Raw genomic sequence first — 26,930 nt, forward strand, 5'->3', positions numbered from 1 at the left:
TAATCGGCAATCAAAAATCAAAAGAATATTGTTCCGGTAATAATCGAAACGTCATTCGGTGGTATTTCGTTATCCCATATTTCCGTATTGCTTCGCGATGTTCTTTGGTAGGATAGCCTTTGTTTTGTTTCCAATTGTACATAGGGAATTCCTCATGAATGCAATTCATATACTCATCCCGATAGGTTTTTGCCAATACCGAAGCAGCTGCAATACTCATAAATTTAGAATCTCCTTTTACGATACTGGTATTTGGAATCGAATTTAAAATTTCGAGTTCAGCAGCAGTAAAAATTTTTCCTCCACGGTTTTTTATTCCTTTTTTGTGAATCAGCGGTGCATTTCCGTCGAGAATAATATATTCCGGTCTTGGATGGAGTTTTAAAATGCTTTCCTGCATGGCTTTTATAGATGCATTCAGAATGTTGATTTCATCAATTACCAAAGGCTCAAGATGCGTTACCGCAAAGGAAATGGCTTGCTGCTCAATAATAGGTCTTAACTTTTCTCTGGTTTTTTCTGATAACTGTTTACTGTCATTCAGGATTGCGTTTTCAAAATCGAAAGGTAATATTACGGCCGCTGCTGTTACAGGGCCGGCAAGACAGCCTCGACCTGCTTCATCAGTTCCGCTTTCGAGAATAATTTTCGAAAAATTGTTTTCGAGCATATTGTATTGTTTTAAAGAAACAAATATTATAAAATTTTCTCTGTAAAAACCCGTTAGTTACCTATTTGTTATAACAATCCTATAAAATGCTGTGTTTTTTTATTTATATGTTTTTATAAATTACCTTTGCTTGATTAAAATTGTAAAAATAATTGCCTAATTATACCCACTTTCAAATGAGAATTCTCTTTTTTTTTATTTTTTTATCATGCCCCAGTTTGCTATTTTCTCAGGAAAAAAACAGTACAAATATAGACTTCAATAGTAAATACAATAGTTCGGATTCAATAAACAAAAAAAAGCAATCAGTTGCTACCATAGATATGTATCGGGTGATTACTTTGGATCGGGACACTACTTATATTGATACTTCGCTTACCATTCAAAAAGAATACAGCCATAATTATTTACGAAAAGACATTTTTGGACTTTTACCTTTTTCAAATGACGGACAAACGTACAATACTTTGCAATATAGTTTAACCGATTTTTCTCCTCTTCCGGAATTTGGATTCAAAGCAAAACATTTTAATTTTCTCGAAGCAAACCAAATTAGATACAGTTCTGTAGCCACTCCAGTTACCGAGTTATATTTTAAAACTACCGTACAAAAAGGGCAATCTACAGATGCATTTATTACTTTAAACACTTCGGAGAATCTCAATTTTTCTATAGCTTACAGAGGATTACGCTCTCAGGGAGAATATATAAATCAATTATCAAGTACAGGAAATTTCAGATTCACGGTAAGTTATAATACTAAAAATAAGCGCTATTATTCTAATGCACATTTTACATCTCAGGATATTTTAAATGAGGAAAATGGCGGAATTACAACAATTAGTGATTTTGAAAGTGAAGACCCAAATTACAATAACAGACAACGACTGGAGGTCTTTTTTTCGGATGCTAAATCATTTCTGAAAGGGAAAAGAGTATTCTTAGATCACAATTTTAGAATCAATGCGAATAAGGGTGCTAATAATTTATATGTTACCCATCAATTTAATTACGAGAACAAATTTTTTGAATACAATCAAGCCACAGTTCCATCTGCTGTAGGAGGAACAATCGTTTACCGTTTTGGGGAATCTTTTAAAAATAGTGGAATAAACGATCAGACCCATTATAATAAAATGTACAATAAAGCGGGACTAATTTATGAGAATACAACTTTAGGGAAATTTCAATTTTTTATTGATGACTTTGGTTCTAATTACTACTACAATCAGATATTAATTTTTGATGATAAAACAGTTCCCAGCTCTTTAAGTCAAAACATAAATAATGTGGGAGGGCAATATGAGTATCAACAAAACAAGTGGAATGGAAAATTCTTGTATTCAAGATCCATTACCAATCAATCACTGTCAAATTTGGATGCCAAAGTGAAATATGATTTTAATGATGAAACTGAATTGTCATTTCAATATCAAAACATAAATAAGTTGCCAAATAATAATTACAATCTGTATCAAAGCAGCTATATCCAATACAACTGGTCAAATGATTTTAAGAATGAAAAAATTAACTCAATTAGCGCCAATGCTATCACTCCATGGGTTAATGCATCGTTGCAGTATTCAGTTCTAAAGGATCATTTGTATTTTAATGATGTTTCTACTGATGCACAGATATTGGCACGTACCCAAATCGTTGCGCCAACGCAATATGAGAACACGATAAATTATTTGTCAGTGAAAGTGAGTAAAGAATTAAAATTTGGGAGATTTGCTTTAGATAATACTGTTTTGTATCAAAAAGTAGATCAACAAGATAATGTCTTAAATGTACCTGAAATAGTGACGAGAAATACCTTTTATTACTCGGGTTATTTTTTCAAAAAGAACGCTTTGTTTTTACAGACAGGAGTTTCGTTTAATTATTTTACAAAATATTATGCCAATGATTACAATCCAGTGATTGGTGAGTTTTTTGTTCAAAATGAAAAAGAAATTGGAAATCATCCTAATTTTGATTTTTTTATCAATGCAAAGATTCAAAGAACCAGAATTTACATAAAAGCAGAGCATTTTAATTCAGCTTTATCGGGTAATAATTTTTATTCTTCACCTAACAATCCTTCTCGTGATTTTACAATTCGTTTTGGATTGGTTTGGAATTTCTTCAATTAATAAATAGTAGTACACCATTTAGCGGGAAAACTCATTTTTTCATCCTATCCAATATATTTTTACCAGCTTGATAGCAAGTAAAGAATGCTGCTTTAAATGAAATTTACAAAACTCCTATACTAAAAGTATGGTGTAGTAATAATGTGTGCAAAATTCAGTAATCTGTATTTTTTTGTAACAAAATGCTATCTTTGTATTGCGATTTATAACAACTCACACTTTTAAATGAATAATAAAATGCACTACGCAGAAAACATATTAGGTACAATAGGCAACACACCATTAGTAAAACTTAATAAAGTTGTTGCTGGAATAGATGCTTTGGTACTTGCTAAAGTAGAAACTTTTAATCCAGGAAATTCCGTAAAAGACAGAATGGCCGTTAAAATGATTGAAGATGCCGAAGCAGATGGAAGATTAAAACCAGGAGGAACTATTATTGAAGGAACTTCAGGGAATACTGGAATGGGATTGGCATTAGTGGCTATTATAAAAGGCTATAAACTTATTTGCGTGATTTCGGATAAGCAGTCCAAAGAAAAAATGGATATTCTTCGTGCCGTAGGAGCAAAAGTGGTAGTTTGTCCTACCGATGTAGAACCTACCGATCCACGTTCGTATTATTCAGTTTCTAAAAGATTAGCTGAGGAAACGCCTAATTCCTGGTATGTAAATCAATACGATAATCCATCCAACTCTTTAGCACATTATGAGCAAACCGGACCTGAAATTTGGGAACAAACCGGTGGTAAAATCACTCATTTTGTATCGGGAGTAGGAACAGGAGGAACGATTTCAGGTGTTGGAAAATATTTGAAAGAAAGAAATCCCAATATTAAAATTTGGGGAATTGATACCTATGGTTCTGTATTTAAAAAGTACCATGAAACAGGGATTTTCGACGAAAATGAAATCTATTCTTATATCACCGAAGGAATTGGAGAAGACATATTACCAAAGAATGTTGACTTCTCTTTGATTGATGGTTTTACAAAAGTAACCGACAAAGATGCAGCGGTTTATACCCGAAAAATTGCACTTGAAGAAGGGATTTTTGTTGGAAATTCAGCTGGTGCAGCCGTAAAAGGATTGTTGCAACTCAAAGAACATTTCAAACCCGAAGATGTGGTGGTGGTTCTTTTTCACGATTCAGGAAGCCGTTATGTAGGCAAAATGTTCAATGACGATTGGATGCGTGAAAGAGGTTTTCTTGATGAAGAAATCAAAAAGGCCGAAGATGTTATCAAAGATCATATCGACAAACCATTGATTGTTGTTCGTACGGAAGAATTAGTTTCACACGCTATAGAAAGAATGCGTAAATACAAGATTTCTCAAATTCCGGTGATTGACGTCACAGGGTTTGTAGGTTCAGTTGATGAAAGTGATTTGTTCCAAAGTTATGTTGCCGATAAAAATGTAGCGGACAGACCTATCAAAGAAATTATGGGAAAACCATTTCCAATCGTAAAATTAGGAACCTCAATAGAAGAAGTCTCTAAATTATTTACCAAAGAAAATGATGCGGTTTTGGTTGAATTAGAGAATGGAAATCACCATATTATTACCAAATACGATATTATTGGGTCAATAAAATAGGACTTTAATACGAATTAATTTTAGCATACACCTGCAAGGTTTTTTAACCTTGTAGGTTTTTTTTGTTTTTAGAGAGTTTAGATTTAGCTAAAAATTGTTCAATATCCACAAATTAAATTGATGTTTTATTAAGTTTTAAAAAAGATCTTTAACCTCTATTTTAAGGGCTTCAACAATTTTTAACATTGTACTTACTTTCATTTCTTGTTTTCCTTTAATGTATTTTCTTAAATTTTCTACATCCATATCAGCATCGTGGGCAACTTCTCTGGTTTTCAATCCTTTTTCTTTGATAATTTCCTCAATACGTTTCCCTAAAAGGATAATTTTTTGACTCATTTCCGATTTTCGAACTCTTTTTTCCATAATTGGAAAATTACTTTCGTCTGATTAAATAAATAGGATTGTATCAATCGGGTTGTATTCAACCGTTTTTTATATATTTGAAAAATATAATTATTTAAATGAAATTATGCGCAATAATCCAAGCAGGAATACCCACTTCATAATGTATTGATTTTTAAAAATACTTCATTTAAAATCAATTTAAAACACACATTATGATAAAAGATATAGAACGCAATAACGAAAATATTTCCATAAACGATACAGCAATTTCCATCTTAAAAGAACACTTTTCGTCTTGTTTTAAAAAAGACGGCAGTTTTGATATGGAACGATTTAAGGAAGAACTGAAAGACAAAGTTGATGTTGTTCACGAAGGATACGAACTTAAATTTCTTGGTAAAAGTTATGCCAAACTTTTAGCTTCATTAGACACAACAACGGTCATTACTCCCAATACTGACCATAATGATTTACCCGAAAACCAGAACAGCGAGAACATCTATATCAGTGGTGATAATCTTGACGGATTGAAGCATTTATTGAAATCCTATTCTAAAAGTGTAAAATGTATTTATATAGACCCACCTTACAACACAGGAAGTGACGGATTTGTGTATAAAGACAATTTCAATTTTACGGTTGATGAATTGCAGGACAAATTAAGCGTTGACGAAACACAAGCCAAACGAATTTTGGATTTAACCAAAAGGAATTCGGCATCACACTCTGCTTGGTTGATGTTCATGTTTTCTCGTTTGCAATTAGCAAAAGATTTATTGAAAGATGATGGCGTGATTTTTATCTCTATTGATGATAATGAACAGGCAAATTTGAAGTTGTTGTGTGATGATATTTTTGGAGAGGAGAATTTTGTAACTGAAATTGCTTGGAGAAAATCAGATAATCAAGCGAATATTGGACAAATAGCAAGAGTAAAGGAATATATTATTTGCTATTGTAAATCAAAAGACCAATTAAATCTAAATAAAATTCCATTAACTGAAAAAGCAAAAAAAGAGTATAGTTATGGTGATGAAAACGGGAAATTTAGAAGGGCAATTTTATTGGATAAAACAAGAGGAAGGCATTTTTACGATGTAAAGACAAAGTCAGGGAATATTTTAAATGGACCTTGGATGATTAAAGAAGATGATTTTTTAGAGAAGGATAAAAATAAAGAGATTTACTGGACTAGCGCAGGAGATGAGCAACCGTATGGTAAAATATATTTAGATAATTCAACAGGTCAAATTGTAAATGATTTTTGGGATACAAGTTTTGGTAGCAATCAAGAGGCAAGTCTAAACTTAGAGAAGCTTTTTGGGGTAAGAGTTTTTGATTTTTCAAAATCTGTTAAATTGCTAACGAACTTGTTAATTATTGGAACGGACAAGAATGATTTAGTTCTTGATTTTTTCTCTGGTTCAGCTTCAACAGCTCATGCAGTAATGGAACTGAATATAAAGGATAAAGGGAATAGAAAATTTATCTCAATACAACTTCCAGAAGTCTTAAATCCAAAGGATTCAAGTCAAAAAACGACTTATGAATTTTTAAAATCAATAAATAAACCAACAACACTAGATTACGTTGGAATAGAAAGAATTATTAGAGCCTCTAAAAAAATCAAAACCGAAGAGCCTAATCTTTTTAATGATGAAGGAGCAATAAAAGGAGATTTCGGTTTCAAGCATTTTATTCTGAACGAACCCAATCAAAACACGCTAGACAAATGCGAAACATTTGATAATGCTGGTTTGCTTGGAGATGCTAGTATTTTAGATGATTTTGGTACAGAAACAGTATTGACGACTTGGCTCAACAATGATGGATATGGATTGAATGCAAATGTTGAAACCATAGATTTAGATGGTTATATGGCGCATTACTGCAAGAAACATTTATATCTCATCAATCCCGATTTTACTCAAGGCGCCATGGTAGCGCTTTTTGAGAAATACGATACCATTGCTGGTTTCAATCCCGAAAACATTGTGTTGTTTGGTTATAGTTTTATTGAATGGTCTGTAACCGAAATGTTAGAAAAGAATTTGAAAATCTTGAATGATAGTGAAAAGAATTTGAAAATCAATATTGATGTAAGGTACTAACTATGGAATTAATTTTAAAGAATGGTTTGCCTCATCAGGAAAAAGCTGTTAATGCCATTAGCAATGCTTTTGTAGAAGGTGGTTTTGAACAAAAAAGGATGTATTATTCCAATCCTGTTTTAGATTTGGATAAAGAGCTATTGCTGGAACGCATCAAAGCGGTTCAAAAAGAGAATACAGTAGATTTAGAATATGTGAATTTGAATGGTATTCAAAACTATTTGAATCTAGATATTAAAATGGAAACAGGAACTGGAAAAACCTATGTTCACACCGCCGCCATATTTGAACTTCATAAAAAATTCAAGATTAATAAATTTATAATTGTTGTTCCAACATTGGCGATAAAAGCAGGAACGAAGCAATTTATTCAGGACAGTTATACTAAAAAACATTTTAAAGATGTTTGCGGTTATGGAACTGAAATAGAATTACAGGTTTTAGAAGCAGGTAAAAATAAAAAAGGGAAAAAGTTTTTTCCGAGTACAGTTCGAGAATTTGTTTCGGGTTCGAGCCAAAATGCGAATAAAATATATGTATTGCTGACCAATATGGCTTTGTTGAGCAACAGGAAAGATGCTATGTTGAATCGGGATGATTATGATTATGGACCAGAGGGATTTCATCGCCCAGTTGATGCTCTAAAAGCAACAAAACCTTTCTTGATTATTGATGAACCCCATCGTTTCTCAAAAGAGCAAAAGACATTTGAGTTTATTACCAATGATATTCAGCCACAGTGCATTATTCGGTTTGGAGCTACATTTCCAACAGTAACAATTGGAAAAGGAAAAGCAAAAAAAACAATCAAGGATTATCATAACCTATTATACAATCTAAATGCGTGTGATGCTTTTAATCAAAATTTGATAAAAGGAATTGCTAAAGAACATTTTGAACCGCTATCGAACAAAGAAGATAAGGTGAAAATTATGTCTGTTCAAAGTAAAACGGCTGTTCGATTAAATTACATTCAAAAAGGGAGTTCAACAAGATCTTTTGAACTAAAGAAAGGAGATAGCTTGTCTTTAATTTCGACTGAATTAGAAGGGATTGTTATTGAAGCAATCGGGACAAATTATATTGAATTGTCAAACGGTCAGACTAAGTTTCAAGGCGAGGAATTTAGCACAGACATTTACTCTTCCTCCTACCAAGAGCAAATGCTAAAATTGGCAATTGACCGACATTTTGAAACAGAGAAAATTAATTTTGACAGAAAGTTCAAAATAAAAACATTGGCTCTTTTCTTTATTGACGATATACATTCCTACAGAAAAGATGATAAAAGCGAAAAAGAAACGTATCTGAAAAATACTTTTGAAAAGCTATTATTAGAAAAGATAAACGAAGTTTTGCCTACACTCTCGATTGAGAATGATAGCGATTATATAGACTATTTAAAAGCATCCAAATTAGATGTTGCGAGTTGTCACGCAGGTTATTTTTCGCAAGATAACACCAACTCAGATGAAGAAATAGCCAATCAAATCAACGAAATTTTATTTGACAAAAAGAAATTACTGTCCATAAAATTTGATAATGGAAAACTGAATACTAGACGTTTTTTGTTCTCTAAATGGACTTTGAAAGAAGGTTGGGATAATCCTAATGTGTTTACTATTACAAAATTACGTTCCAGCGGAAGTGAAAATAGTAAAATTCAAGAGGTTGGACGAGGGTTGCGTTTGCCTGTTGATGAAAATGGAAATAGAATATCCAATGAAGATTTTAAACTAAATTACATTATAGATTTCACAGAAGCCGATTTTGCCGAAAAATTGGTCAATGAAATTAACGATGAATTGCCAAAAGGCTTCGTAATAACCGAAGAACGTCTCCAAAAAGTTGCTGAAAAATTAGGTTTAAACTCGGATGATTTATTTACGGACTTGTTGATTAAAAAATTTATCGATAGAAATAAAAATGTTGTAATTGAAAATTCAAATCAGCTTTTTGAAGAATATCCAGATTTTGTAATAGGATTAAATACTGGAAAAATAACTGACAATAATAAAGGCAAAGATCGAAAAGTAAAGATTAGACCTGCACAATACAACGAATTGAAAAGTTTATGGGAAGCCATAAGCCAAAAGTATTTGTTGTTTTATGAGAAAGTAGAAAACGACGATTATTTAAAAAACGAATTAGTTGGTCTTTTCAAAAAGGACGTTTTTACGGATGTTGTTATATCAAGTTCAAGACAAGAATTGAATACTTCGGATGATGGTTTAATGACGTTAAATGAAAGTAGTGGAATTCAATATAAAATCATTAAAAGGTTAGCTTACGGAGAATTTCTAAAAAGAATAAACAAGCAAACTAATATTCCGATTCTATTATTAAATCAGGCATTGATTCAGTATGCTTCAGCCAATGAAATTGATAAGGATAAAATAAATGAGTTTAGTGTTGCAAATTTTGTTTCAAAATTCAATGACTGGAAAACTAATAATTTAGCTGGTCGATTTTCTTACGGTAAAACAAATATCAAGTTAAATGCAACCGCTTTGACTTTTGCAAATGGAGCTCCAAGGTCAGAAATAACACAAGGAATAATTGGAACAAAATTTATTGAAGGAAATCCTGTGGAGAAATATTTATACGATACTTATGCCTATGATTCTCCATTAGAAAAAAACAATATTTTAGAACAGGTGCAAGAAGTAATTGTTTATGGAAAAATCCCCAGACGAAGCATTTCTATCCCAACAATTACGGGACAATCATACAGTCCAGATTTTATGTACGTGGTGAAAAGATCCGATGGAAATAAAGTCTTAAATATTATTGTTGAAACAAAAGATGTTAAAAATGAATCTGATTTAAGAAATATTGAATCTGTAAAAATTAGTTGTGCGAAAGAATTTTTCAAGCAATTAACAATAGATGGTTATTCAGTGGCTTTTCATGAGCAGATAAACAATAAAAAAATGAAGCAAATTATTGAGGATGTTTTTGTTAAGGATTAGGCATTTGTTATAAAAAATAAATCGAATCAACCTATAATGATACCCTTTGTCAAAGGTTTGAACTTTGACAAAGGGTTTTTAGAATTAATGTCCATTTGTGCAGAAGTAAAAGTTTTAGCCCTCAAAAGGTTACAAGACGAAATGAAAAGAAAGTTGTTGAATGCTTTGAACTTGTATAATTGATAGTATTTTTGTAAATCTGAAATCAAAAATTACTATTCAAAAATCTGAAATACAAATGACTTTCACCGCAATAGATTTTGAAACCGCAACAGCATTCCATCCTTGCTCTGTAGGTATTGTAACCGTAGAAAACGGAATAATTGTAGATGAGTTTGTCAGTTTAATCAAGCCACCAAATAATCTATATTCTCCCTTTACGATTCAAGTCCATGGAATTTATCCGCGTGATACGGTGAATGCAAAATCATTCGCGCAAGTATATCCTGAAATACAAAAACGCCTTCAAAACAGGGTTGTTGTAGCTCATAATGAGAGTTTCGACAGAAACGTTCTTGCGAAATCAATGGCGCTTTATGGTTTGGATTATGCTGATTTGAATATCGCTTCCCGTTGGGAATGTACCGTTAAAATTTACAAAGCCAAAGGATTAAAACCAACCAAATTAAGTGATTGTTGTCGGGAAATGAAAATAGCTTTAAATCATCACGAAGCATTATCAGATGCTCGGGCTTGTGCCAAATTATATATATTGAGATAAATTTCTTTCATTTCTGTTTTTTTCTTACTTTAGAGTCTGTTATCTCCAAGTCTATACTTTATTATCTGAAAAAAATATGAAAGAAGATTTTCTCCATTACCTATGGAAGTTCAAGAAGTTTGATGCCTTGAATTTAAAAACGTTCAACAATGAGGAAATCACAATTAGTAATTCAGGTCAATACCTTGAATTGGCAGGTCCTGATTTTTTCAATGCCCAGATTACTATTGGAACTCAAAAATGGGCTGGAAATGTAGAAATTCATCTCAAATCGTCTGATTGGTATGTGCATCATCATGAAAAAGATGCAAATTATGAAAATGTAATTTTGCATGTGGTTTGGGAGCATGATACAGAAATTTTTAGATGTGATAATTCGGAAATTCCAGTTTTAGAACTTAAAAACTATGTCGAAAAAGATACCATAGAAAACTACCAATCTTTAATGTCTCAAAAATCATGGATTTTTTGCGAAAACCAACTCAAAAACATTGACGAATTTGTGTTTAAAAACTGGCAAGAGCGTTTATTTTTTGAGCGTTTAGAAAGAAAATCTAAACCTGTTTTTGATTTATTGGAACAAACCAATCAAGATTGGGAAGCGGTGTTGTTTTGTCTTTTGGCTAAAAATTTTGGTTTAAATACGAATGGTGATATCTTTTTAAAAATGGCCCAATCTATTCCTTTTTCAATCATTAGAAAAGAAAGTTTTGAAGTGGAGAATCTAGAAGCTTTAATTTTTGGAACCGCTGGTTTATTGGATTCAGAAAAGGAAGATAATTATTTCAAAGATTTAAAATTCAGGTATTTCTATTTGTTGCACAAATATCAAATCACCAAAATTTGTATGGAACCTGTTCAGTTTTTTAAGCACCGTCCGGATAATTTCCCTACAATACGACTTTCTCAATTAGCCAATTTATACCATTGTCAGCAAAATTTATTTTCGAAAATAAGTACATTAAATTCATTAAAAGATATTTATGAAGTTTTCCAAGTTTGTGCTTCTGAATATTGGTTAAATCATTATCAATTTGATAAAGAAAGCCCGAAGAAAAAGAAACCACTTTCTAAATCTTTCATTGATTTGATTGTTATAAATACTATAATTCCACTCCAGTTTGCTTTTGCAAAAAGTCAAGTCAAGGAGATTTCTGAGGATTTGATAAGTTTAATAACTGAAGTTTCTGCAGAGAAAAATGCTGTTATTGATAAATTTAGTTCTTTTGGAGTGCGATCAAAAAGTGCTTTTGAAACGCAATCCTTGTTGCAACTTAAGAACGAGTATTGTAATAAAAGTAAGTGTTTAGAATGTGCTATTGGGATGGAACTACTGAAAAAAAATTAATTCAGTTATTTTAGGATTTATTTACCGGAGAATGTGGTAATGTTGTAAATTTGTCTTTCGAATAAACGAATAACCAATTAAACTAAAGAATGTCAGTAGTAATCAAGCTCAAGTTTTTTTTTGAGAAGCACGGGTTTCATGTTTCTTCGCGTTTGGCTGATACATTAGGAATGCGCGCCAGTAGTGTGCGATTGTTTTTTATCTACTTGTCGTTTGTTACTGTTGGATTGTGGTTTGCCGTTTATTTGACATTGGCTTTTTGGATTCGTCTAAAGGATTTAATTAGAGCTAAACGTACCTCGGTTTTTGATTTGTAATTTATATTTTTTGCATAAAAAAAGGACTAAAAAGTAAGTGATTACTTTTTAGTCCTTTTTTAGTTTATGATAGAAATTTTATTTATCGGGATTGTTTAATTTACTGTTTTTCTTTCCATATACAAAATAGATAATAACACCTAACGCCATCCATATAACAAGTCTAGCCCAGCTTTCATTTGGTAATGAGTACATTAAAGCTAAACAGATTAAAATACCTGCTATCGGTACAAATGGTACCAAAGGAGTACGGAACGATCTTGGTGCATCTGGCATTCTTTTTCGCATTACTAAAACTCCGATACATACTAAAACGAAGGCTAATAATGTTCCAATACTTACCATGTGACCCAAATCACTTACGGGTACGAAACCTGCAAAAAGGCTTACAAATACCATGAAGAAAATATTTGTTTTCCATGGAGTTCTGAATTTTGCATGAATATCACTAAAGAAAGAAGGTAATAAACCATCTTTACTCATCGTGTAGAAAACACGACTTTGTCCCATTAACATCACAAGCATTACCGATGTATATCCCGCTAAAATAGCTACGATTAAACCAGTTTGTAGAAATGTATATCCAGTTCTGGCAAATGCTGTTGCTGCTGGTTTAGCATCTCCTGCAAATTCACCGTAAGGAACAAGTCCTGTCATTACATGTGCAAATAATACATAAAGGATAGTACAGATTACTAATGATCCTAAAATACCAATTGGCATTCCTTTTTGTGGGTTTTTTGCTTCTTGCGCTGCTGTTGATACAGCATCAAAACCAATAAAAGCAAAGAAAACAGTTCCTGCTCCGGCAGCTATTCCAGACCATCCAAATTCTCCAAAAACTCCTGTATTCTCAGGGATATATGGAGTATAGTTTGCAGTGTCAATAAAACTCCAACCTAAAACAATAAACATAATAACTACGATTACTTTTACAACAACGAGTATGTTGTTTATAGATGCAGATTCTTTTGTCCCTCTTATTAGTAATAAAGATAGCATAGAAACGATAAAAATTGCTGGAAGGTTTATCATTCCGCCTTCTATAACAGTTCCATCGCTTAATTTTAAGGTTTCCCAGGGCGAACAAATCAAATTATGTGGGAGGTGAATTCCGTATTTATTTAATAATTCGAGTAAATATCGAGACCAGCTTACGCCTACTGTAGCGGCTCCTAATGCATATTCAAGAACTAAATCCCAGCCAATAATCCAAGCCATAAATTCTCCCATAGTTGCATAGGAATATGTATAGGCACTTCCTGCTACAGGTATCATTGATGCAAACTCTGCGTAACAAAGTCCTGCAAAAGCACATCCTACGGCGGCTAAAACAAAGGAGAGTGTAACTGCAGGACCTGCGTGTTCCGCTGCTGCAATACCTGTTAATGAAAATAATCCTGCTCCAATAATTGCTCCAACTCCAAGTGCTACTAGTGAACGTGAAGACAAAGTCCTTTTTAATCCTTTTTCAGATTCTGATGCTTCATTTAGCAATACCGACAGTGGTTTAGTTTTCCAAATTGACATGGGTTATATGGTTTTGTTTGTTATTAAGCTCCAAATGTATTCTTTTTTATAAAAAATAAAAACAATAATTTAAATAAACTTTTAAAATAAAAAAAAACTAACAATATTTCAATAAATACATAATAATTATTTTAACGACTTGTTTTTGTGAATTGTGTAAAAAATTCAACTATATTTTTTTAAATCCTTATTTTAAAGTTATGAAACTTTCATTAAGAAAATGCAAATTGAATTGATTTTTATTATATTTTTAAATTTAAATAGTTTTCTTGTTTTTAGCTGTTAAAATAAGTTTTTTTAATCAAATTAAAATAATGGATTTCAGAACGATGGTTACTTATTTTAAATTTTCTCGTGAGCAACGTAATGGTGTTTTATTGTTGTTTGGGATTATAATTGTTTTACAATTGATTTATTTTTTTGTTGATTTTAGTGTTGTAGCAAAAAATTATCCAGAGAAACAAAAGTGGCTTTCACTACAATCTCAAATTGATTCCATGAAAACCGAGAATCAAACTGAACTTCCTAAAATATATCTCTTCAATCCTAATTTTATTACAGATTATAAAGGATATAAACTTGGAATGTCTGTTGAAGAAATAGATAGGTTGCTTTCTTTTAGAAAAGAAAATAAATATGTGAATTCTCCAAAAGAATTTCAAAGCGTGACTAAAGTTTCCGATTCGTTATTAAATGCAATAGCTCCATATTTTAAATTTCCAGATTGGGTAAACAATAAAAAAGAATTCAAAGCCAATAAAAATTATTCAAATCAGGCTTTCGCTAAAAAAGAAAAAATTGTTTTAATTGATATCAATTTGGCGACGAAAGAAGATTTGATAAAAATTTACGGGATAGGTGAGGCCATTTCTTTGCGGATTTTAAAACAAAAAGAAAGTTTAGGAGGTTTTGTTTCGATGGAACAAATGAAAGATGTTTGGGGGTTATCTCCCGAAGTTATTGAAAATTTGAACACTCATTTTAAAGTTTTAACTCTCCCAAATTTAAAAAAGATAGACGTTAATAATGCTTCGCTAAAGGAGCTTTCCCAGTTTTCTTATTTTAGATATGCTTTAGCCAAAGAAATTGTGACTTATAGAAGTATGATAGGAAATATTAAGAATATTGAGGATTTAACAAAAATTAAGGGATTTCCTGTTGATAAAGCAAATATAATTGACTTATATTTGGACTTTTAAAATAAAACACTATCACAATGAACTTTGATTACAACGAAACGCAAGCTATGATTGCACAATCTATAAGAGATTTTGCTGAAAAAGAAATTCGTCCGAATATAATGGAGTGGGATGAAGCACAAACATTTCCTGTGCCATTGTTTAAAAAATTAGGTGAAATGGGGTTTATGGGTGTTTTAGTGCCAGAAGAACTTGGAGGTTCTGGATTAGGATATCATGAGTACATTACCATTGTAGAAGAAATATCAAAAGTAGATCCATCTATTGGTCTATCAGTAGCAGCTCATAATTCTTTATGTACCAATCATATTTTGACTTTTGGAAATGAAGAGCAAAAGAAAAGATGGATTCCGAAACTAGCCACCGCAGAACATATAGGTGCTTGGGGATTGACAGAACATGATACAGGGTCAGATGCTGGAGGAATGAATACTACGGCAAAAAAAGATGGAGATTTCTGGATTGTCAATGGAGCTAAGAATTTCATTACACACGCTATTTCGGGAGATATCGCTGTAGTTATTGTTCGTACAGGTGAAAAAGGAGATTCGAAAGGAATGACTGCTTTTGTGTTCGAAAAAGGAATGCCAGGTTTTGCCTCAGGAAAAAAAGAAAATAAATTAGGGATGCGCGCCAGCGAAACTGCTGAATTGATATTTGATAATTGTCGTATTCCTGATGCTAACAGATTAGGGGAAGTAGGACAAGGTTTTATTCAAGCGATGAAAGTTTTAGATGGTGGAAGAATATCTATTGGAGCATTGTCGCTAGGAATTGCTAAGGGAGCGTATGAAGCGGCGTTGAAATATTCGAAAGAAAGACATCAATTTGGGCAGCCAATTTGTGAGTTTCAAGGAATTTCATTCAAGTTGGCTGATATGGCAACTGAAATTGAAGCATCGGAATTGTTGTTGCACAAAGCGGCTTTCTTAAAACAAGAACACAGACCGGTTACCACGATGGGAGCTATGGCCAAAATGTATGCTTCAGAAGTTTGTGTAAAAGTAGCGAATGAAGCGGTGCAAATTCATGGTGGATATGGTTATATTAAAGATTATCCAGTGGAGAAATTCTATAGAGATTCTAAATTGTGTACTATTGGTGAAGGAACTACTGAGATTCAAAAAATAGTAATTTCCAGAAATTTGTTGAAAGAATAGTTTTTGAAAATTTGAATATAGTAAAAGAGTCAAGATGCATTAAATTGTAGATTGGCTCTTTTTTTTGCGTGAAGGATGGAAGAGGAAAGCCCGGAATGCAATGAGGACTTGAAACGGACAGCCTGACGGCGGACGAATTGACGTTTTGTGAATGGTAAAAGTGATGTCCGCCGGCACGCCCAAAAATAATCTATAATTCATGACTCGTAATTCAAAATAATGTTTACTTTTGCACACTTAAAGAAAGGGGGTGTCTATATTATGTTAATTATACCAATTAAAGACGGAGAAAATATCGATAGAGCGTTAAAACGTTACAAAAGAAAATTTGATAAAACAGGAACTGTTCGTCAACTAAGAGCACGTACTGCTTTTATTAAGCCTTCAGTTACAAATAGAATCAAAATTCAAAAAGCGGCTTATATCCAAAATATGAGAGATAACTTAGAGAGTTAGTCAATATCTATTAAAATAAAGTACCGTTAGTCATTAAAGTTTTATAACTTTGATGCTAACGGTTTTTTTATGGCTACTAATAAAGATGCATTTCGGGATTATCTACAGTTGGAGAAAAAATACTCTTCGCATACTGTAACTGCGTATTGCAATGATATTGCTTCTTTTGAGTCATTCAATACAATTCATTTTGATCAAGAGAATATTGAGCAAGTTAATTATAGTCAAATTAGAACTTGGATTGTCTCTCTTGTTGATAATGATATATCAAATACCTCGGTTAATAGAAAAATTGCATCCTTAAAAGCATTTTATAAATTTCTATTAAAAACAAAACAAATAAAAGTGAGTCCGCTATTGAAACACAAAGCGCTAAAGACTCCTAAGCTATTGCAAATTCCGTTTTCTGAAAAAGAACTTGAAGACGCGTTGAGTCATGTGCAAAATCCAGTGGGCTTTGAGGAAATCAGAAATAAACTTATAGTCGATTTGTTTTACACTACTGGCATGCGAAGAACAGAGTTGATTCATTTAAAAGTAGTTAATGTCAATTTATCTGGTGGTACAATCAAAGTGTTGGGAAAAAGGAATAAGGAGCGGATATTGCCAGTTTTACCGATAATTATAAATCAGTTTTCTTTGTATTTAAAGGAGCGTTCCTCTGTGTTGTCGATAGTGGATGGCGATTATTTTTTTCTCACAAAAAAAGGGTTAAAATTAAATGATTCTTTTGTGTATCGATTAATAAATTCTTACTTTAGTGCTGTCTCCGAGAAAGTAAAAAAGAGTCCGCACATATTGAGACATACGTTTGCAACTCATCTATTAAATAACGGAGCTGATTTGAACTCAGTAAAAGAATTATTAGGACATTCTAGTTTGGCGTCAACGCAAATATATACGCACAGTAGTTTAACAGAACTAAAAAAGGTATATGAAGATGCGCATCCAAGGAATCAGAAGTAATTTGGAAATGTTTAACTATTAAAAAATAACGATTATGAAGGTAAATGTTCATGCAGTTAACTTTACTGTTGACAAAAAGCTAGTGGATTTTGTTCAAGAAAGAATGGACAAATTAGAGAAATATTACGATAAGGTAGTGTCGGTGGATGTTTTTTTGAAAGTTGAAAAGACAAGTGATAAAGAGAACAAAATTGCTGAGATAAAAATTAATGTTCCGGGAGATGATTTTGTAGTTAAAAAGCAGTGTAAAATTTTTGAAGAAGCGGTGGAGCTTTGTGCTGAATCCTTAGAACGATTGTTAGTAAAAAGGAAAGAAAAAATAAGTTCGCATATTTAATATAAATTTTTTTGAAAAAATGTTTTGATTGAGAGATAAAATCTATACATTTGCAGTCCGTTAGAAATAGCGGACTTTTTTATTGATATTGCCAGCGTAGCTCAGTTGGCTAGAGCAGCTGATTTGTAATCAGCAGGTCGTGGGTTCGAGTCCCTCCGCCGGCTCTAAAATTTTGTTTCCAAAGCGTTTGGAAATAGTTCTTTTAAAGTACTGGGAATCAATAAAAGGGGAGATACTCAAGCGGCCAACGAGGGCAGACTGTAAATCTGCTGTGTAAACTTCGCAGGTTCGAATCCTGCTCTCCCCACAAAATGAAGTTTAAAAAAAATCAAATTTTTATAAATTTGAAATGTTGAACTTGAAATGAAGATTTCTCTGCCGGTGTAGCTCAGGGGTAGAGTGCTTCCTTGGTAAGGAAGAGGTCTCGGGTTCAATTCCCGACATTGGCTCAAAATGAAATATTTGAACACTAATAAATTATAATAACTAAGATTAAAAATTAAGTAAAATGGCAAAAGAAAATTTTAATCGTTCCAAACCGCACTTAAATATAGGTACAATTGGACACGTAGATCACGGAAAAACTACTTTAACTGCAGCAATAACGAAAGTATTATCTGATGCTGGTTACTGTCAAGCAAAATCATTTGATCAAATTGATAATGCTCCTGAAGAAAAAGAAAGAGGTATTACAATTAATACATCTCACGTTGAGTATGAAACTGCTAATCGTCATTACGCTCACGTTGACTGTCCAGGTCACGCGGATTACGTAAAAAACATGGTTACAGGTGCTGCTCAAATGGATGGTGCTATTCTTGTTGTAGCTGCTACTGATGGACCTATGCCGCAAACACGTGAGCATATCCTTTTAGGACGTCAGGTAGGTATTCCTAGAATGGTTGTATTCATGAATAAAGTGGATATGGTTGATGATGAGGAATTGCTTGAATTAGTTGAGATGGAAATCAGAGACTTGTTATCTTTCTACGAATATGATGGAGATAATGGTCCTGTTGTTCAAGGTTCAGCTTTAGGTGGATTGAATAATGATCCAGTTTGGGTACCAAAAATTCTTGAATTGATGGAAGCTGTTGATGCTTGGATCGAAGAGCCGGTAAGAGACGTTGCGAAACCTTTCTTGATGCCTGTTGAAGATGTATTCTCAATCACTGGTCGTGGAACTGTTGCTACAGGTCGTATCGAAACAGGTGTTGCTAATACTGGAGATCCAGTTGAAATCATTGGTATGGGAGCTGAAAAATTAACTTCTACTATTACAGGAGTTGAGATGTTCCGTAAAATCCTTGATAGAGGAGAAGCTGGAGATAACGTAGGTATTCTTTTAAGAGGTATTCAAAAAGAAGATATCAAAAGAGGAATGGTTATTTGTAAGCCAGGTTCAGTTAAACCACACGCTACTTTTAAAGCTGAGGTTTATATCTTGAAAAAAGAAGAAGGTGGTCGTCATACACCATTTCATAATAACTACCGTCCACAGTTCTACGTACGTACAACTGACGTAACAGGTATCATTACTTTACCAGCAGGTGTAGAGATGGTTATGCCTGGGGATAACTTAACTATTGATGTTGTATTGCTTAGTGCAATTGCATTAAATGTTGGTTTACGTTTTGCTATCCGTGAAGGTGGTAGAACAGTAGGTGCAGGTCAGGTAACTGAGATTGTAGCATAATCCTAATTAAATAAATTAGAAGCCAGTAACTTCTTAGGTTGTTACTGGCTTTTATTAACAGACGGGCGTAGTTCAAGGGTAGAATAGCGGTCTCCAAAACCGTTGATGGGGGTTCGAATCCCTCCGCCCGTGCAAATAAACTAAATCATAATGACAAAAGTTGTTAATTACATATCAGAAGCATTTGAAGAATTAAAATCAAATGTTACTTGGCCGGCTTGGGCTGAGGTGCAACGTCTAACGATTGTTGTTGCTGTTTTCTCAGTATTATTCGCTTTGGCAACTTGGGGAGTAGATGAAATTTTCGCAAAAGCTTTGGCTGGATTTTTTAACTGGATAAAAGCGTAATTTTTTTGTTATGGCAGATAGTAGTATTAAAAAGTGGTATGTAGTTAGAGCAGTAAGCGGGCAGGAAAATAAAGTGAAGGCATACATCGAAACTGAAATCGCAAGATTAGGCATGGGTGATTATGTTTCGCAAGTTCTCGTTCCCACTGAAAAAGTAGTTACTGTAAAAGAAGGAAAGAAAATAATCAAGGATAAAGTTTATTTTCCTGGTTATGTTATGATTGAAGCGAATCTAATAGGTGAAATACCTCATATTATCAAGTCTATAACAAGTGTTATTGGTTTTTTAGGTGAAATTAAAGGTGGTGAGCCTGTGCCATTAAGACTTTCTGAAGTGAATAGAATGTTAGGTAAAGTAGATGAGTTGGCTGTGAATACAGATACTCGTTCTATACCTTTTAATATTGGAGAAACTATTAAGGTTATTGATGGTCCTTTCAATGGTTTCAATGGAACAGTTGAGAAAATCAATGAGGAAAAGCGTAAACTAGAAGTGATGGTTAAGATTTTCGGAAGAAAAACACCATTAGAATTGAGTTTTATGCAAGTTGAAAAAGTATAATTTTTTGTTACATCTATAATATCCATTACAATCGCTTCCAATGATTGTAATGTTAAATTTTTTAAAAAATGGCTAAAGAAATTAGTAAGGTAGTTAAACTACAAGTTAAGGGAGGTGCTGCGAACCCGTCGCCACCGGTTGGACCTGCTTTAGGAGCTGCTGGGGTAAACATCATGGAATTCTGTAAGCAATTTAATGCTAGAACTCAAGATAAACCCGGCAAAATATGCCCAGTACAAATTACTGTGTATAAAGACAAATCGTTTGATTTTGTTGTAAAAACTCCTCCTGCTGCTGTCCAGTTATTGGAAGCTGCAAAGCTAAAGTCCGGATCAGGTGAACCAAATCGTAAAAAAGTAGCTAGCGTTACTTGGGATGTTATCAAGGCAATTGCTGAAGATAAAATGGTAGATTTAAATGCATTCACAATCGAATCTGCTATGAGCATGATTGCTGGAACTGCTAGGTCTATGGGTATAACTGTATCAGGAGATTCTCCTTTTTAATTAAGAGAAAGACATGGCAAAATTGACAAAAAAGCAAAAAGAGGCTGCTTCAAAAATTGAAAAGAACAAACTATATTCTCTTAAAGATGCTGCGGCATTGATAAAAGTAGTTGCTTCTGCAAAATTTGATGAGTCTGTTGATATCGCAGTTCGTTTGGGCGTAGATCCAAGAAAAGCGAATCAAATGGTTAGAGGTGTGGTAACATTACCTCATGGAACTGGTAAAGACGTTAAAGTATTAGCATTGGTTACTCCAGATAAAGAAGCGGAAGCTTTAGCAGCTGGTGCAGACTATGTAGGTCTTGACGATTATTTGCAAAAAATTAAAGACGGTTGGACTGATGTTGATGTAATCATCACTATGCCTTCTGTTATGGGTAAATTAGGTCCATTAGGTCGTATTTTAGGACCTAGAGGTTTAATGCCAAACCCTAAGACAGGTACTGTAACTATGGATGTTGCAAAAGCTGTTCAAGAGGTTAAAGCTGGTAAAATTGACTTTAAAGTTGATAAAACTGGTATTGTGCATGCAGGAATTGGTAAAATTTCTTTTGGAAGCGAACAAATCGTTGACAATGCACACGAAATTATTCAAACATTAATCAAACTTAAGCCAACTGCTGCTAAAGGAACTTACATCAAAAGTATTTACCTAACTAGCACTATGAGTCCAGCAATTGCTTTGGACCCTAAAGCAGTATAATTGGTAGTTAAAAATTTTTAGTATGACTAGAGAAGAAAAATCAATCGCGATTGAAGTTTTAACTGCACAGTTAGCTGGTACAAACATTGTTTATGTATCTGATATTTCTGGAATGAATGCAGAAACAACTTCAAACTTGAGAAGAGCTTGCTTTAAAGCAGGTATTAAATTAGAAGTGGTTAAAAATACTTTGCTTGCAAAAGCAATGGAAGCTTCAGCTAATGATTATGGAGATTTACCTTCAGTTTTGACTGGTAATAGTGCTATATTCATTTCTGAGATAGCAAACGCTCCTGGTAAAATAATCAAAGATTTCAGAAAAAAATCAGCTAAACCTGTATTAAAAGGAGCTTTTATTAACTCTGAAATTTATATTGGAGATGATCAATTAGATGCATTAGCAACTATTAAATCTAAAGAAGAGCTTATCGGCGAACTTATTGGATTATTGCAATCACCAGCACAAAGAGTTATTTCTGCTCTTCAAAACCAATTCGCAAAAAGCGAAGAGGCTACAGAAGAAGTGGAAGCATAATGAAAGTAGGGTTTTACTCTAATTTTATTTAAAAAACGCGCACAATAAATAAATTATATTTTTACAAATCATTTTAAAACGATAGAAAAAATGGCAGATTTGAAACAATTCGCAGAACAATTAGTTAACCTAACGGTAAAAGAAGTTAACGAATTAGCAACAATATTAAAAGATGAGTACGGAATCGAACCAGCTGCTGCAGCTGTAGTAGTTTCAGGTGGTGGTGAAGCTGCTGCTGAAGATGTTCAAACAGAATTTACAGTTGTATTAAAAGCAGCAGGTGCTTCTAAATTAGCAGTTGTAAAATTAGTTAAAGAACTTACAGGTTTAGGTTTGAAAGAAGCTAAAGATGTAGTTGATAGCGCACCAAGTAATGTAAAAGAAGGTGTTTCTAAAGAAGAAGCTGAAGGGCTTAAAAAATCTTTAGAAGAAGCTGGAGCTGAGGTTGAACTTAAATAGTTAAACTCGGTTTTGAGAACTAGGTTTAGGTCTTGGATATACTTCCAATGACCTAAACCATTTTTCGTATAACAAAAGTCTACCTTGTATAATTACATAATAGCCTTTTAAAACAAATTCATTTTACCCATTACGAGGAAAAAAAATTAACAGATAATAAGAAAGTAGTTATCTTAAATTGGTTTTTAAAGATGTAATGGTTGTAAAAGGAAAGTATAAATAAATCAATATTTGTACAAAAAAAATTACTTTTTTAATCAAAATTTTGTCCATTGATGATAACAAATCAGACTGAAAGATTGAATTTTGCCTCTACAAAAAATATTCCTGATTATCCAGATTTTCTAGATGTTCAGGTTAAATCGTTTAAAGATTTTTTTCAATTAGAAACTAAATCTGACGAAAGAGGCGACGAAGGGCTTTACAATACCTTCATGGAAAACTTCCCAATTACTGATACAAGAAATAACTTTGTATTGGAATTCCTTGATTATTTTGTAGATCCACCACGTTACACAATTCAAGAATGTATAGAAAGAGGTCTTACTTATAGTGTGCCCTTAAAAGCAAGGTTAAAACTATATTGTACTGATCCAGAACACGAAGATTTTGAAACAATTGTTCAGGATGTATATCTTGGTACAATTCCTTATATGACACCAAGTGGTACCTTTGTTATTAATGGTGCTGAGCGTGTAGTTGTATCTCAATTACACAGATCACCGGGTGTTTTCTTTGGTCAATCATTCCATGCAAATGGTACAAAATTGTATTCTGCCAGAGTAATTCCTTTTAAAGGTTCTTGGATAGAATTTTCTACAGATATTAATAGCGTAATGTATGCTTATATTGATAGAAAGAAAAAATTACCAGTTACCACTCTTTTTAGAGCAATTGGTTTTGAAAGAGATAAAGATATTCTAGAAATTTTTGACCTTGCTGAAGAAATTAAGGTTTCTAAAACAGGTCTTAAAAAATATGTTGGTAGAAAATTAGCTGCCCGTGTATTGAATACATGGCATGAAGATTTCGTAGATGAAGATACTGGTGAAGTAGTTTCTATCGAACGTAACGAAATAATCCTTGATAGAGATACAATTATCGACAAAGATAATGTGGAAGAAATCATTGATTCTAACGTTAAATCTATTTTGTTGCATAAAGAAGATGCTAATCAAGGTGATTATGCCATCATTCACAATACGCTTCAAAAAGATCCAACAAACTCTGAAAAAGAAGCTGTTGAGCATATCTACAGACAATTGCGTAACGCAGAACCGCCTGATGAAGAAACTGCTCGTGGTATTATAGATAAATTATTCTTCTCTGATCAACGTTACAACTTAGGTGAGGTAGGTCGTTATAGAATGAATAAAAAACTTGGTTTAGATATTCCAATGGAAAAGCAAGTGCTTACCAAAGAAGATATCATTACCATTGTAAAATATTTGATCGAATTGATCAACTCTAAAGCAGAGATTGATGATATTGATCACTTATCAAACCGTCGTGTTAGAACAGTTGGAGAACAATTGTCTCAACAATTCGGTGTTGGTTTAGCTCGTATGGCTAGAACTATTAGAGAGCGTATGAACGTTAGAGATAACGAGGTGTTTACCCCAATAGATTTGATTAATGCTAAAACATTATCATCTGTTATCAACTCTTTCTTTGGAACAAACCAGTTGTCTCAGTTTATGGATCAAACGAATCCGCTTGCCGAGATTACACACAAAAGAAGATTATCTGCACTAGGACCAGGTGGACTTTCGAGAGAGAGAGCAGGTTTTGAGGTACGTGACGTTCACTATACGCATTACGGACGTTTATGTCCAATTGAAACTCCTGAGGGACCAAACATTGGTTTGATATCTTCTCTTGGTGTTTATGCTAAAGTAAACGGAATGGGTTTCATCGAAACACCTTACCGTAAAGTAACTAACGGAACTGTAGATTTAGTTTCTACTCCGGTTTACTTAAGCGCAGAAGAAGAAGAAGGAATGATGATTGCTCAGGCAAATATCCAAATGGATGCTACAGGAAAAATTACTGCCGAAGACGTAATTGCGCGTCAAGAAGGGGATTTCCCGGTAATTGAACCAACAAGAGTTGATTACACTGATGTTGCTCCAAATCAAATTGCTTCTATTTCAGCTTCTTTGATTCCTTTCTTAGAACATGATGATGCGAATAGAGCCTTGATGGGATCTAACATGATGCGTCAGGCCGTACCATTAATTCGTCCTGAAGCTCCAATTGTTGGAACTGGTTTAGAGCGTCAGGTTGCTTCTGATTCTAGAGTTTTAATTAACGCTGAAGGAGATGGAGTTATTGAATATGTAGATGCTAATATCATCACTATCAAATACGATCGTTCTGAGGAAGAAAGAATGGTAAGTTTTGAGCCTGATGAAAAAACATACAATCTAATTAAATTTAGAAAAACCAATCAAGGAACAAGTATCAACTTGAAACCTATCGTAAGAAAAGGGGACAGAGTGATTCTTGGTCAAGTATTATCGGAAGGATATGCAACTCAAAATGGTGAATTAGCTTTAGGTCGTAACCTAAAAGTTGCATTTATGCCATGGAAAGGATACAACTTCGAGGATGCGATTGTAATTTCTGAAAAAGTAGTTCGTGACGATATTTTTACCTCTATTCACGTTGATGATTATTCATTAGAAGTTAGAGATACTAAATTAGGTAACGAAGAATTAACGAATGACATACCAAACGTTTCTGAAGAAGCTACTAAAGATTTAGATGAAAATGGTATGATCAGAATTGGAGCCGAGGTTAAACCTGGTGACATTCTTATCGGAAAAATTACTCCAAAAGGAGAATCAGATCCTACTCCGGAAGAGAAATTGCTTCGTGCAATCTTCGGGGATAAAGCAGGTGATGTAAAAGATGCTTCATTGAAAGCGTCTCCTTCTTTACATGGTGTTGTTTTAGACAAAAAATTGTTCGCAAGAGCAGTAAAAGATAAACGCAAACGTACGCAAGATAAAGATGCTTTAGGCGCTTTAGAAATGGAATTCGAAACTAAATTCGTTGAATTAAAAGACAAATTAGTAGAGAAACTTTTCTTAATCGTTAACGGAAAAACATCTCAAGGTGTAATGAATGATTTGGGTGAAGAAGTTTTACCAAAAGGTAAAAAATACACACAAAAAATGCTTTATGCTGTTGAAGATTTTGCTCACTTAAGTAAAGGTCAATGGGTTGCTGATGATGCAACTAATAAAATGGTTAATGATTTAATTCATAACTATAAAATTAAATTGAACGATTTACAAGGGGCATTACGTAGAGAGAAATTCACTATTACTGTTGGAGATGAATTGCCGGCAGGAATCTTGAAATTAGCGAAAGTATATATTGCCAAAAAACGTAAACTGAAAGTTGGGGATAAAATGGCGGGACGTCACGGTAACAAAGGTATTGTTGCTCGTATCGTTCGTCATGAAGATATGCCTTTCCTTGAAGACGGAACGCCAGTTGATATCGTGTTGAACCCATTAGGTGTACCTTCACGTATGAACATTGGTCAAATTTATGAAACTGTTCTTGGTTGGGCGGGACAAAACTTGGGTAGAAAATTTGCTACACCAATTTTTGACGGAGCAACTTTAGATCAAATCAATGAATTGACTGACGAAGCTGGAATACCACGTTTTGGACATACACATTTATATGATGGTGGTACAGGAGAGCGTTTCCATCAAGCGGCAACAGTAGGAGTTATCTACATGTTGAAACTTGGACACATGGTTGACGATAAAATGCACGCACGTTCTATAGGTCCATACTCGTTGATTACGCAACAACCACTTGGAGGTAAAGCTCAATTTGGAGGTCAACGTTTTGGAGAGATGGAGGTTTGGGCACTTGAAGCTTATGGAGCATCAAGTACACTTAGAGAAATCTTGACTGTGAAATCTGATGATGTTATCGGTAGAGCAAAAACTTACGAGGCAATCGTAAAAGGAGAATCTATGCCAGAACCAGGATTACCGGAATCATTCAATGTATTGATGCATGAATTGAAAGGTCTTGGACTTGATATACGTTTAGAAGAATAAATAAATTTTGTCAATTGTAGAGACGCGATTAATCGCGTCTCTACTTTGGCATTTATATAAGTTTTTAGGATTTATACCCGTAACCCGTTCCGATTTTTTATTTAGACCCAAATAGGTTTTATAATTAGCACTTCAAAATTTTTATTTGAAGTTTAGAGAAGTAA

23 protein-coding genes and 4 tRNA genes are annotated in these 26,930 nt (G+C 33.4%); 24 read left to right on the top strand and 3 right to left on the bottom strand.

Annotated elements, in window-relative coordinates:
- Nucleotides 1–10: 10 nt before the first annotated feature.
- Nucleotides 11–670, bottom strand: coding sequence for a ribonuclease HII (locus ACM55F_RS16645; RefSeq protein ID WP_416854969.1), 660 nt, complete (start codon nucleotides 668–670; stop codon nucleotides 11–13).
- A 176-nt stretch (nucleotides 671–846) separates the two neighbouring features.
- On the opposite strand from ACM55F_RS16645, the gene ACM55F_RS16650 reads away from it, so the two are divergent.
- Nucleotides 847–2,805, top strand: a complete 1,959-nt coding sequence (locus tag ACM55F_RS16650) for a putative porin (protein WP_416854970.1) — start codon at nucleotides 847–849, stop codon at nucleotides 2,803–2,805.
- Between the two features lie 237 nt (nucleotides 2,806–3,042).
- Nucleotides 3,043–4,404: a pyridoxal-phosphate dependent enzyme gene (locus tag ACM55F_RS16655; protein WP_416847050.1), complete on the top strand. Its 1,362-nt coding sequence runs from the start codon at nucleotides 3,043–3,045 to the stop codon at nucleotides 4,402–4,404.
- A 135-nt stretch (nucleotides 4,405–4,539) separates the two neighbouring features.
- Here ACM55F_RS16655 and ACM55F_RS16660 read toward each other — a convergent pair whose 3' ends face one another.
- The gene (locus ACM55F_RS16660; RefSeq protein WP_035670395.1) at nucleotides 4,540–4,770 is read right to left on the bottom strand and encodes a helix-turn-helix domain-containing protein; all 231 of its coding nucleotides are present in this window, start codon (nucleotides 4,768–4,770) and stop codon (nucleotides 4,540–4,542) included.
- Nucleotides 4,771–4,964: 194 nt separating this feature from the next.
- Between ACM55F_RS16660 and ACM55F_RS16665 the strand changes: the two genes are divergently transcribed.
- From ACM55F_RS16665 to ACM55F_RS16685, 5 genes are all read left to right on the top strand, one after another.
- On the top strand, nucleotides 4,965–6,863 hold the full coding sequence (locus tag ACM55F_RS16665; protein WP_416854971.1) for a site-specific DNA-methyltransferase: 1,899 nt from the start codon (nucleotides 4,965–4,967) through the stop codon (nucleotides 6,861–6,863).
- Nucleotides 6,864–6,865: 2 nt separating this feature from the next.
- A complete protein-coding gene (locus ACM55F_RS16670; RefSeq protein WP_416854972.1) occupies nucleotides 6,866–9,835 on the top strand; it encodes a type III restriction-modification system endonuclease in 2,970 nt (989 codons plus the stop codon).
- Between the two features lie 238 nt (nucleotides 9,836–10,073).
- Nucleotides 10,074–10,556, top strand: coding sequence for a 3'-5' exonuclease (locus ACM55F_RS16675; RefSeq protein ID WP_416854973.1), 483 nt, complete (start codon nucleotides 10,074–10,076; stop codon nucleotides 10,554–10,556).
- A gap of 76 nt (nucleotides 10,557–10,632) precedes the next feature.
- Nucleotides 10,633–11,904 (top strand): DUF2851 family protein, encoded by a 1,272-nt coding sequence (locus ACM55F_RS16680; protein ID WP_416854974.1) that lies wholly within the window; start codon nucleotides 10,633–10,635, stop codon nucleotides 11,902–11,904.
- Between the two features lie 89 nt (nucleotides 11,905–11,993).
- Complete coding sequence (locus tag ACM55F_RS16685) at nucleotides 11,994–12,221, top strand: PspC family transcriptional regulator (protein WP_099714538.1); 228 nt, start codon at nucleotides 11,994–11,996, stop codon at nucleotides 12,219–12,221.
- Between the two features lie 78 nt (nucleotides 12,222–12,299).
- Here the strand turns inward: ACM55F_RS16685 and ACM55F_RS16690 are convergent, their stop codons facing one another.
- Nucleotides 12,300–13,751, bottom strand: coding sequence for an amino acid permease (locus ACM55F_RS16690; protein WP_416854975.1), 1,452 nt, complete (start codon nucleotides 13,749–13,751; stop codon nucleotides 12,300–12,302).
- A 314-nt stretch (nucleotides 13,752–14,065) separates the two neighbouring features.
- On the opposite strand from ACM55F_RS16690, the gene ACM55F_RS16695 reads away from it, so the two are divergent.
- The 17 genes from ACM55F_RS16695 (at nucleotide 14,066) to rpoB (ending at nucleotide 26,766) form a co-directional block, all read left to right on the top strand.
- Complete coding sequence (locus ACM55F_RS16695; RefSeq protein WP_416854976.1) at nucleotides 14,066–14,950, top strand: ComEA family DNA-binding protein; 885 nt, start codon at nucleotides 14,066–14,068, stop codon at nucleotides 14,948–14,950.
- A gap of 17 nt (nucleotides 14,951–14,967) precedes the next feature.
- Complete coding sequence (locus tag ACM55F_RS16700; protein ID WP_416854977.1) at nucleotides 14,968–16,110, top strand: acyl-CoA dehydrogenase family protein; 1,143 nt, start codon at nucleotides 14,968–14,970, stop codon at nucleotides 16,108–16,110.
- A gap of 261 nt (nucleotides 16,111–16,371) precedes the next feature.
- A complete protein-coding gene (rpsU, locus tag ACM55F_RS16705; RefSeq protein ID WP_035670421.1) occupies nucleotides 16,372–16,566 on the top strand; it encodes a 30S ribosomal protein S21 in 195 nt (64 codons plus the stop codon).
- A 69-nt stretch (nucleotides 16,567–16,635) separates the two neighbouring features.
- Nucleotides 16,636–17,532: a tyrosine-type recombinase/integrase gene (locus tag ACM55F_RS16710; RefSeq protein ID WP_416854978.1), complete on the top strand. Its 897-nt coding sequence runs from the start codon at nucleotides 16,636–16,638 to the stop codon at nucleotides 17,530–17,532.
- A gap of 34 nt (nucleotides 17,533–17,566) precedes the next feature.
- Nucleotides 17,567–17,869 carry a ribosome hibernation-promoting factor, HPF/YfiA family gene (hpf, locus tag ACM55F_RS16715; protein WP_039109464.1) on the top strand — a complete coding sequence of 101 codons (303 nt, stop codon included), beginning with the start codon at nucleotides 17,567–17,569 and terminating at the stop codon, nucleotides 17,867–17,869.
- 90 nt (nucleotides 17,870–17,959) lie between these two features.
- Nucleotides 17,960–18,033, top strand: a tRNA-Thr gene (locus tag ACM55F_RS16720).
- A gap of 62 nt (nucleotides 18,034–18,095) precedes the next feature.
- A tRNA-Tyr gene (locus tag ACM55F_RS16725) sits at nucleotides 18,096–18,176 on the top strand.
- Nucleotides 18,177–18,246: 70 nt separating this feature from the next.
- Nucleotides 18,247–18,318 (top strand) — tRNA-Thr (locus tag ACM55F_RS16730).
- Between the two features lie 59 nt (nucleotides 18,319–18,377).
- Nucleotides 18,378–19,565 carry an elongation factor Tu gene (gene tuf, locus ACM55F_RS16735; RefSeq protein ID WP_039109058.1) on the top strand — a complete coding sequence of 396 codons (1,188 nt, stop codon included), beginning with the start codon at nucleotides 18,378–18,380 and terminating at the stop codon, nucleotides 19,563–19,565.
- A gap of 61 nt (nucleotides 19,566–19,626) precedes the next feature.
- Nucleotides 19,627–19,697 (top strand) — tRNA-Trp (locus ACM55F_RS16740).
- An 18-nt stretch (nucleotides 19,698–19,715) separates the two neighbouring features.
- On the top strand, nucleotides 19,716–19,913 hold the full coding sequence (gene secE / locus ACM55F_RS16745; RefSeq protein WP_039109059.1) for a preprotein translocase subunit SecE: 198 nt from the start codon (nucleotides 19,716–19,718) through the stop codon (nucleotides 19,911–19,913).
- A 10-nt stretch (nucleotides 19,914–19,923) separates the two neighbouring features.
- Nucleotides 19,924–20,475, top strand: a complete 552-nt coding sequence (gene nusG / locus ACM55F_RS16750) for a transcription termination/antitermination protein NusG (RefSeq protein WP_416854979.1) — start codon at nucleotides 19,924–19,926, stop codon at nucleotides 20,473–20,475.
- Nucleotides 20,476–20,543: 68 nt separating this feature from the next.
- Nucleotides 20,544–20,981 (top strand): 50S ribosomal protein L11, encoded by a 438-nt coding sequence (rplK, locus tag ACM55F_RS16755; RefSeq protein ID WP_035639405.1) that lies wholly within the window; start codon nucleotides 20,544–20,546, stop codon nucleotides 20,979–20,981.
- Nucleotides 20,982–20,994: 13 nt separating this feature from the next.
- A complete protein-coding gene (gene rplA, locus ACM55F_RS16760) occupies nucleotides 20,995–21,684 on the top strand; it encodes a 50S ribosomal protein L1 (RefSeq protein ID WP_039109061.1) in 690 nt (229 codons plus the stop codon).
- 22 nt (nucleotides 21,685–21,706) lie between these two features.
- The gene (gene rplJ / locus ACM55F_RS16765; RefSeq protein WP_039109062.1) at nucleotides 21,707–22,219 is read left to right on the top strand and encodes a 50S ribosomal protein L10; all 513 of its coding nucleotides are present in this window, start codon (nucleotides 21,707–21,709) and stop codon (nucleotides 22,217–22,219) included.
- Nucleotides 22,220–22,309: 90 nt separating this feature from the next.
- Nucleotides 22,310–22,678, top strand: a complete 369-nt coding sequence (rplL, locus tag ACM55F_RS16770; protein ID WP_039109063.1) for a 50S ribosomal protein L7/L12 — start codon at nucleotides 22,310–22,312, stop codon at nucleotides 22,676–22,678.
- 275 nt (nucleotides 22,679–22,953) lie between these two features.
- Entirely contained in the window at nucleotides 22,954–26,766 is a 3,813-nt protein-coding gene (rpoB, locus tag ACM55F_RS16775; RefSeq protein ID WP_416854980.1) for a DNA-directed RNA polymerase subunit beta, read from the top strand.
- Nucleotides 26,767–26,930 lie beyond the last annotated feature (164 nt).

Origin of the sequence: Flavobacterium melibiosi (assembly GCF_048158545.1) — a bacterium.
Taxonomy (GTDB): domain Bacteria; phylum Bacteroidota; class Bacteroidia; order Flavobacteriales; family Flavobacteriaceae; genus Flavobacterium; species Flavobacterium melibiosi.